Raw genomic sequence first — 7,567 nt, 5'->3', positions numbered from 1 at the left:
TTGTTAAGCGCTCTTAAGACCTGCCCTCTGATCAATGGAGGTAAAACGGAGTAGCAAGAACCTAATATAGGTTAAACACACATCATGTAAAAATAATCTTTTTTTAAATATTTCTTTTAATCAACTAAAGCGGCAAGTCGATCCACTAGCTGGAGCCGCTGGGGATAAATAAACCAGAATTGTGAACGAGGTAATTCGGCGCATCCGGCGCTGTGTGAAGGACGATAGCACCGCTATTCAAGAGCACGCTGATCGAGCACCACCCATGCGTTGTAAATTGCGCCAGCTCGGGTAGCTGGCCCGGCGTGAAGAAACGGTTCGTAAGGTTGACGTAGAAGAGCAAGTTAGTCTTGCTCTGATCTGCTGACGCATACTTGGTATCCAACTTCTTAACTTGTTCAAGGACTAGGTAACAGACCTCAGCCAGCATGAGATCCTTTGGAATGAACGAAGAGAGAAGTTCATCCGCTCTTACTGCTACCCGCGCGTTAGCGAGCTGTTGCGCATACTCTCTCTGTCGGTGGCGGCCGGGATCGAGAATCTCTTTGCATTGAAATGCGGCGCCACCGAAGAATACGTCAGCAGGCTCCTGCTCGGGTGTCGCAGAACGAATGTCTCCGTCATTGAATGTCACTCCTAGCGTAGCAAGGAACGTTTCGACATCCCAACGCTCGCGCTCTGGTTTCTTCGGATTTGAAAAATATTCAACAGATTCTTCCAGCGCTTCAATGCGATCTTGGATGAATATTTTCTCGTCCATTCCGTTCATTTCGTCCATTTCGTTCATTTCGTTCACGACCTTATCCTTTCAAGTGCTTCATGGTGACGCTATTGCGCTGTCAACCGGTTGTTGGGTTGCGCAAACCAGTTGACAGCATAGTGAGCGACGTCTGGGTCTACTGTTGTCGGCGTAAAGACGATACCGCCTAACGGCTTGAACCATGTCATCTTGTTCGGTGACACAGCAATCTCATCAGCGCGGTACTCTTTGCTGATACCGTTGAGTGCCCCGTAGTTTACGCCAAGTAGAATCTCGCCGGATTCTCGGGCGCTTTTCAAGTTGACCCGCATCTCCTTTGTCTCCAGATGCCCATCCGCGGTGAGGAAGACACCGGGTTGGGTTCCAAGTATGCCGGGCTTGTAGTCTACAGATAACCGCACGCGGCCTTCTTTTTTGAGGCGCTTGAATAGGTTGAGCACTCGGTTACTGAATGTTGCTTCTGCCAGAGCCGAGCCGAAGCGGTGGATTGCTGAGTGTCGTTTATCTTGGAAGTAAGTTTTATTTTCGTTCAAATGAATGGTTGGCCGATTGACGAAGCTGACCGTGCAGTATGTCGACTTGCTCATACGAACAAGGTTGAGCGAGTTAGTACTGGCGCTGCATTTGACTGAGGATACATCTGATAGCTCGACATGCTCCTCGCCAATTCGCAGATGGTCGGAATAAAGCTGGAACTCATCTATAGCTGCAATCCCCACTGATCGAGCAACTGGCTTCCGCTCGACCGGAGGGTTGTATCTGCTCACGAACTCAGTCGGCGTAATAACTCCTCGCGCCAACGCATAGTCCAGCTCTTTGAGTTCCTGCTCGGAGAGCCTCGTGCTTTCCGACAAAGGCATGTCCGTAAAGGATTGTCTTTTTAGTAGCAGCGCCGACTGTATGAACTGAGCAGTCTTGATGACACCACTGGCTTTGCCAGCTTCCAATACTTGCATCGGTGTTTTTGCCGCGCCACCGGGGAGCTGACAAATCAAGTCTTCCAGCGATTTGAAGTCTCGCCCGAAATCATCAAGTTGTGCATCGCCACGTTTCTGATTGTCGCCCATTCTCTGGTCTCCCGTTTGAAATTGCTTTGTCTATATAGGCCAGTGAGTTTTCACCGTAAACACGGTTCACATTGCCGAAGATGATCGATGCCCGCTTTTGGCCGATTGCGGAAGTTGGTCGCTGCCAGTGTAACTCAGTAAAAAGGGGTGGACTTCGCTACTTCACGCAAGGTAGTCGCAGTAATTCTAAAACGTCGCATCTATTTCGGAGCGTTACAGTGCGCACGCGAGCTGCAACCACGCTCGGCGTCCTGCGGTAGCCTGCAGTTCTACTCATTCAGGAGCCAAGCCATGTTCGATAGCACCGTCACCCCTGCCGAATACCAGTACTTCACCGTAAGCCGCGCCAAGCTGGTTCGCCAGCTCCTGGTCGAGGCGCTGCAGGATCACGTGCCGCCGGGGTATACGCTGTCGACCGACCCGAAACTGATGTACGGAAACGCGCTGCTGGCAATGCGACCGGTGAACGCTACGCCTGGCACGAAGATGGTGTGCTTCATGCACGCAATCAACTACCGCTCGCAACGCGAAGGCGACAAGATCATATACCGGCTGACACTGGAGGAGGTACGGGCGTGCGGCGACGTCAAGGGTGTAACGATGTGGGGCTCCGACAAGACGTTTGGTACCGAAGGCCGGATTGCCGTAACCAGCGCCGACGCCGGCCACCTGGCTGCGATGGTTCGGAAAGTCGCGGCCGAGGTGTGCGCATCAGAGCCCATGACGACCTTCGAGTGGCGCCGGTGTGCGCACGATGATGGCGGGAAGTGGGAGCTTCTCAGCGGCGAGCGCCGCCTGCAGACGGTTTGGAAGTCTGGTAGCCGCTACGGCACCCTGATGAGCACCTGCCCGACATCGCTAGGCGCGGCGAAATCGGAGGCGGAAGCCGCTGCGCGCTTTACCCTCAACAGCGAACACCAGGAGCGCCTTGCTGGCTTGGGCGAGCCGCTGGCCCATACAAGCGCCGACGACGAAGGCGAGGAGTCGGACGCCCCCGCAATGTAATCGCGGTCGTGCCCTACTTCTCCTTGGGGGCCTCGGCTACCATCGTCAAGAACCCGCTGTTGTCGACATCCTGCCAGCGGGTCGACTGCTCCCAGATCTCCAGGTCGCTCAACCGACCCATCTCCTCGATCGCCGCCAGTTCGTCGATCCGTGGCGCTTGCAGCATCCCCTGTCGGGCCATATCCAGCAGCCGCGGCGGCAACCCGATGGTGCGCTGCGCCCGGATGATCTGGGTACCGGCGTCGACCAGCACCACGAGCGCGTCATTGGTCTCAACCTCCGCGTTCGCCCAGGCCCGCATTCGCGCCGCATCGTCGAGGAACGGCACGCCAATAGACCAAACCTCCGTCTCGCTGACCTTCAGCACCAGCAGCAGGGTGCCCGAAGGGAGAGCGGCCGAGCGGCGCAGCGCGACCGCGTGTGGCGGCGCCATGATGTTGGCGATGTCGTCGTCCGCCACCTCCGGCAGGCTGACGATGATGACGGGGATCGGATGGGCCAGCGACATCGCGACCGTCAGCTGGTCGGCTGGTAGCGGCGGGAATGGCGACATTTCGCCGACTGTAATCGCGAGAAAGCTCGTGGGCGTGGGAGGCATGTTCTCTCTAGTCCGTTCAGTTGTAGTCGTCATGACTACTGTTTCAGGCTCAAGAAGGACGCTGCGCAGTGCAGTGTCCTTCCTTGGTGTCGAACCGGTTACCGGCATACGGTCAGAAGATAGCGAATTCTACATCCTTGCTATAGAACATCACACCTTTCGTTGCGAGATCAGCGTGCCGATCCATACAATGGCCCATCGAAATCTTCGCTCCTTACCATGAATCAGCTCGACCTCTTCACCCACATTGCCGGCGCATATGCGAGCGCCCACGACGGCGAGCTCACGAACCAGTCGCTCTACCAGGACGTTGCCAACCGTGCTGGGCTCACGATCGATCAGCTAGACGCGACGGTGCCTATCGGGAAGGCCGGGACAAAACGCAGTCCAATCAAGCGCGCAATTCGCTGGTACCAGCAGGATCTCAAGGCCATGGGGGTGATCGAGAAGGCCTCCGACGCGCGCAGCGTGTGGCGCTTGACGGAGGAAGCCGGCCGCAAACTCAATCAGCCAAGCCAGTGTGAAGATGGTCGCCTTCTCGACAAAGCTGGGCGTCGCGATCTGGGGCTCGAACGAAGCCGTGTTCCCGCACCTGGGCGAACCGATCATGCTGGCGCTGACCAGCCCGCCCTACCCTCTACGCTGCGCTCGCGCATATGGGAACGTCGACGAGCAGGAATATGTGGACTTCGTGATCCGCTCCTTGGGGCCAATCGTCAAGAACCTGGCGCCCGAGGGCTCGGTCGTCCTCAACGTGAGCCAGGACATTTTTATGAATTGGAGCCCCGCCCGCTCGACCTACAACGAGCGCTTGGTGCTGGCCATCACCGATCGCCTGGGCCTGCACCTGATGGATCGTTTCGTCTGGTACAACGCCTCGAAGCCGCCCGGCCCGATCCAGTGGGCGAGCAAAAAGCGCGTCCAGCTCAATGTCGCCTACGAGCCGGTGTACTGGTTCGCGGCCGACCCGCTGCGTGTGAATGCCGATAACCGGCGCGTTCTGCAGCCGCACTCGGAAAGGCATGCAGCCCTGATCGCTCGCGGCGGCGAGCAGCGCCAGGCGGTGTTCGGCGATAGGGCGTATCGCATCAATCACGGCAGCTTCGGCAACCCGACTGCCGGCGCCATCCCGAGAAACGTGCTGGCCTATGGCCACCAATGCGCAGACTCGGCCGCGCACCGACGCCACGCCCGCGAGCTGGGCTTCACGACCCACGGGGCACCATTCCCGCACTCGATCCCGAGTTTCTTCATCCGCTTCCTTACCGAAGTGGGGCAGCTGGTCGTGGATCACTTCGGCGGCACGCTCAAGACCGCCCTGGCTGCCGAGCGTCTCGGCCGGCGCTGGCTTACGACCGAGAACATCCTCGACTACATCCGGCCCAGCGCGGAACTCTTCCGTGACGCCCCAGGCTTCGAGATCAGCCCAGGATTCGACGCGGTGCGCGGCCGCGCCTAACGTCGCACGATTCCCGCCGCCGGCATTCGCCCGCGGCCGCCGGATACGGGGTACCATTTCGCGACGCCCCTGTTGAGTGCAACAACCCCATCACCATGACCCCACAAGAGATCGAGCCCGCCCTCCTCGCCGACATCCTCGGCGGGGCTTATGTGCCTCCGGTACCGCCCGTCGATGCGCCTGCGCGCCTGGCGTGCGAGCTCGCTGGTGACGCCGCGCTTGTCCAGCGCCAGTATGAGGACGCCTTACAGGCATACAAGGCCGCCAGGGGCACCTCGTGGCGCGTGCGCAGCAAGATGGGCCTATGCTGCTACCAGCTCGATCAGTGGGCTGCGGCAGCACGCTACCTGGAGGACGCACCGCGGCGCGGGGAGGCGCCGGCGCTGGCTATGCTCATTCACAGCCTGGCCGAGCAAAACGGCCGAACGGGAGAGTACGACGAGCAGCTCGACGCTCATGTCCGGGCGCTGCTTGAACTACCCCACCCGCAGCCTTACTTCTACGAGCTGGCCGACAGCTACCTGATCGACCCCGAGCTGCGGCTGCGGGCCGTGCGTTCGGGGTATGAACGATTCCCCGGCCAGGCCGATCTGCGTCGACGGTACACCCGCGCGCTGTGGGCGGCCGAGCATCAGGAGGACGAACTGCTCGCCCTGGTGCGCGAGGCGGCCGACGCCGAGGGCGCGGCACCGGAAGACCTGTGGCAAGGCGCGGAGATCCTGCAGCACGCGTCCCGGCATGGCGAAGCGCTGGCGCTGGTGCGCCGCTTGGGCGCCGTGAGCAGCGTTGAGACGCAGCGCGCGCTCACCCTGGTCGAGGCGGACATGCAATTCCGGGCTGGTGAGCTCGACGCCGCTGCGTGCACGTTCAGGAAGTTGCTCGGCACGGTCGACCTGGATGACGGCGAGGCGCGCGAGCAGGCGCTGCACGCTGCGAAAGGGCTCCTACAGGTCACGCTGGCGCAGAACGATCCAGGAGCGATCGAAGCCGCGGCTGACTCGGTAGCGACCGTCCACTGCCACTACGGCATCATGGCCCTGGTCGACCAGTCGTCGCCCCTCGACCCGGATTGCTTCCGCTTCCACGTCGGCGCTCAAACCATTGCGTATAGCCCACTGGCCGACCTGACGGGGCTGCAGGAGCGGATCATCGGCGCCATCGCAGATCCGGACGTCCGCGCCCTGTTCCGGGTCTTCTACGGCACCCATGAAGGCCCCTACGCCACCATCTCCCCCGAAAATGCATCCGCTCAGATCATGACCGCCGGCCGCGAGAGCAAAAGCCCCTACATCCAGCACCATGTCGCCTGGGCGATGATGGAAGCGGGGGAGTTCGAGGAAGCGGGCCGGTCGTTCGCCCGCTTCGACCTGGCGCGAGCAATCGAGGCGCCTGCCACCTGGTCGGCCTATAGCGACGACACGATCTTCGACGACTCCCCTTTTAACGATGAGACGGTCGTTGACCAATTCGCGAGAGGCATGATCAACGAGCTTGTGACGGCAGCGCGCGGTAGCGAGGAAGAGATGGGCGACCACCTCTACGAGATTGGCGCCACGTACCTGCGCGCACCGCTGCTCCATTACCAGCTGCACACGCGCTTCCACTCGCTGATGAGCGGGATTGTCGATGTCTACCGCGCGGCCGGCTTCAGTCCGACCGAAACAGTCTGGTTCGATTACGGCCTTGCTTGCTATTACGCCTCCCGCCCGAACGAGGCGATCGCAGCATATAAGGCGTGTCTGGCCAAGAATCCAAAGCATTCGGCCGCGCGTTCCAACCTGCTGGCGCTGCTGCCGGCGCCAGAGCGCACGGCCGCCATCATTGGACAGGCGATTCAGGGCTTCGGCGGCGCGGAGCCACCCGCGTCGATCGGCGAGATCACGCTCAAGCAGGCGGTCTACCTGCTGGCGTTGTACAGAGCTTGTGGTGGCGCGGAGCAGGATCTGGTGCTGCTCCCCTTCGGACTGACGGAACAGCCGTTTGCGCCCACTCCCGAGCTGCTGCAGCCCTTGTTCTCGCTCTTGAGGGCGGGCTTGGTGCGGATCTCGCCGAGAAGCCCGGCGGAAGCGTTCACGATCGAGCAGGCGCCCGCGCGGGTGACGGCCTATTCGCCTCCCCTGCTGTACTGGGAGTTGCCGGCGCAGACCTTGGACAGGATTCGAGAGACCGAGGAGGCTTGCCTGACCGGGCGCTGGCCGGAAGCATGGCGCGAGCAGGCGCCCGACCTGGCACGCGAGATGGCGCGCCACGAGTGCCTGGCGTACCTGCGCTTCTTGGCGGAAGAGCGCGGCCTGCCGATGACCACCGGGGGGAAGACCTTCCTGATGATCGACAACGCCCTGACGACGTACTCGGTTGGCCAGACCTATGCGTTCTGCTGGCAAGGCGCCAAGGCCGCGGTGGATTTCCGGGCGCGCAAGAACGTCTCGGCCCTGCACGCGGCCAACACGATTGTGGGAAGCTGCCAGCGCAGCATCGACGTGGCCCGCACCAAGCAGTGGGCGGTGGAGAACTACACCCGCCCGAGCCAGGTGAGACGATCGCACCTAAGCTATGTGCTCTACGACGCGTTCCTGGGCTTTGGTGACCGCTCGTTCACGGTACCGCTGGCGCAGCTATTCGACGAGGCGCGGGAAAGCGGAAGCCTATGGGGCACTGGGGAGACCATTTAACACCAG

General features: G+C 60.8%; 6 protein-coding genes and 1 pseudogene. 4 read left to right on the top strand and 3 right to left on the bottom strand.

What is annotated here, in order from left to right; genetic code table 11:
- Nucleotides 1–145 precede the first annotated feature (145 nt).
- A complete protein-coding gene (locus ACFPOU_RS08465; protein ID WP_379719450.1) occupies nucleotides 146–787 on the bottom strand; it encodes a DUF1780 domain-containing protein in 642 nt (213 codons plus the stop codon).
- Nucleotides 788–828: 41 nt separating this feature from the next.
- A complete protein-coding gene (locus ACFPOU_RS08460) occupies nucleotides 829–1,827 on the bottom strand; it encodes a hypothetical protein (RefSeq protein ID WP_379719444.1) in 999 nt (332 codons plus the stop codon).
- Between the two features lie 291 nt (nucleotides 1,828–2,118).
- On the opposite strand from ACFPOU_RS08460, the gene ACFPOU_RS08455 reads away from it, so the two are divergent.
- A complete protein-coding gene (locus tag ACFPOU_RS08455) occupies nucleotides 2,119–2,832 on the top strand; it encodes a hypothetical protein (protein ID WP_379719442.1) in 714 nt (237 codons plus the stop codon).
- A gap of 13 nt (nucleotides 2,833–2,845) precedes the next feature.
- Here ACFPOU_RS08455 and ACFPOU_RS08450 read toward each other — a convergent pair whose 3' ends face one another.
- The gene (locus tag ACFPOU_RS08450; protein WP_379719440.1) at nucleotides 2,846–3,430 is read right to left on the bottom strand and encodes a hypothetical protein; all 585 of its coding nucleotides are present in this window, start codon (nucleotides 3,428–3,430) and stop codon (nucleotides 2,846–2,848) included.
- A 219-nt stretch (nucleotides 3,431–3,649) separates the two neighbouring features.
- Here ACFPOU_RS08450 and ACFPOU_RS08445 point away from each other — a divergent pair.
- The 3 genes and pseudogenes from ACFPOU_RS08445 to ACFPOU_RS08435 all read left to right on the top strand — a co-directional run.
- Nucleotides 3,650–3,871: pseudogene (locus tag ACFPOU_RS08445) on the top strand (site-specific DNA-methyltransferase); the annotation flags it as partial.
- 85 nt (nucleotides 3,872–3,956) lie between these two features.
- Nucleotides 3,957–4,889, top strand: a complete 933-nt coding sequence (locus tag ACFPOU_RS08440; protein ID WP_379719448.1) for a DNA methyltransferase — start codon at nucleotides 3,957–3,959, stop codon at nucleotides 4,887–4,889.
- A gap of 95 nt (nucleotides 4,890–4,984) precedes the next feature.
- Nucleotides 4,985–7,561 (top strand): tetratricopeptide repeat protein, encoded by a 2,577-nt coding sequence (locus tag ACFPOU_RS08435; protein WP_379719438.1) that lies wholly within the window; start codon nucleotides 4,985–4,987, stop codon nucleotides 7,559–7,561.
- Nucleotides 7,562–7,567: the final 6 nt, after the last annotated feature.

Origin of the sequence: Massilia jejuensis (assembly GCF_042656795.1) — a bacterium.
GTDB classification, from domain to species: Bacteria; Pseudomonadota; Gammaproteobacteria; order Burkholderiales; family Burkholderiaceae_D; genus Telluria; species Telluria jejuensis.
Note: the sequence above shows the minus strand (reverse complement) of the source record. Positions and strands in the feature narration are given on the sequence as shown.

Bases quoted from the DNA above. Each gene is read 5' to 3' on its own strand.
- ACFPOU_RS08465 (WP_379719450.1), bottom strand. From the start codon at position 787: ATGAACGAAATGGACGAAATGAACGGAATGGACGAGAAAATATTCATC.
- ACFPOU_RS08460 (WP_379719444.1), bottom strand. From the start codon at position 1,827: ATGGGCGACAATCAGAAACGTGGCGATGCACAACTTGATGATTTCGGG.
- ACFPOU_RS08455 (WP_379719442.1), top strand. From the start codon at position 2,119: ATGTTCGATAGCACCGTCACCCCTGCCGAATACCAGTACTTCACCGTA.
- ACFPOU_RS08450 (WP_379719440.1), bottom strand. From the start codon at position 3,430: ATGCCTCCCACGCCCACGAGCTTTCTCGCGATTACAGTCGGCGAAATG.
- ACFPOU_RS08440 (WP_379719448.1), top strand. From the start codon at position 3,957: ATGGTCGCCTTCTCGACAAAGCTGGGCGTCGCGATCTGGGGCTCGAAC.
- ACFPOU_RS08435 (WP_379719438.1), top strand. From the start codon at position 4,985: ATGACCCCACAAGAGATCGAGCCCGCCCTCCTCGCCGACATCCTCGGC.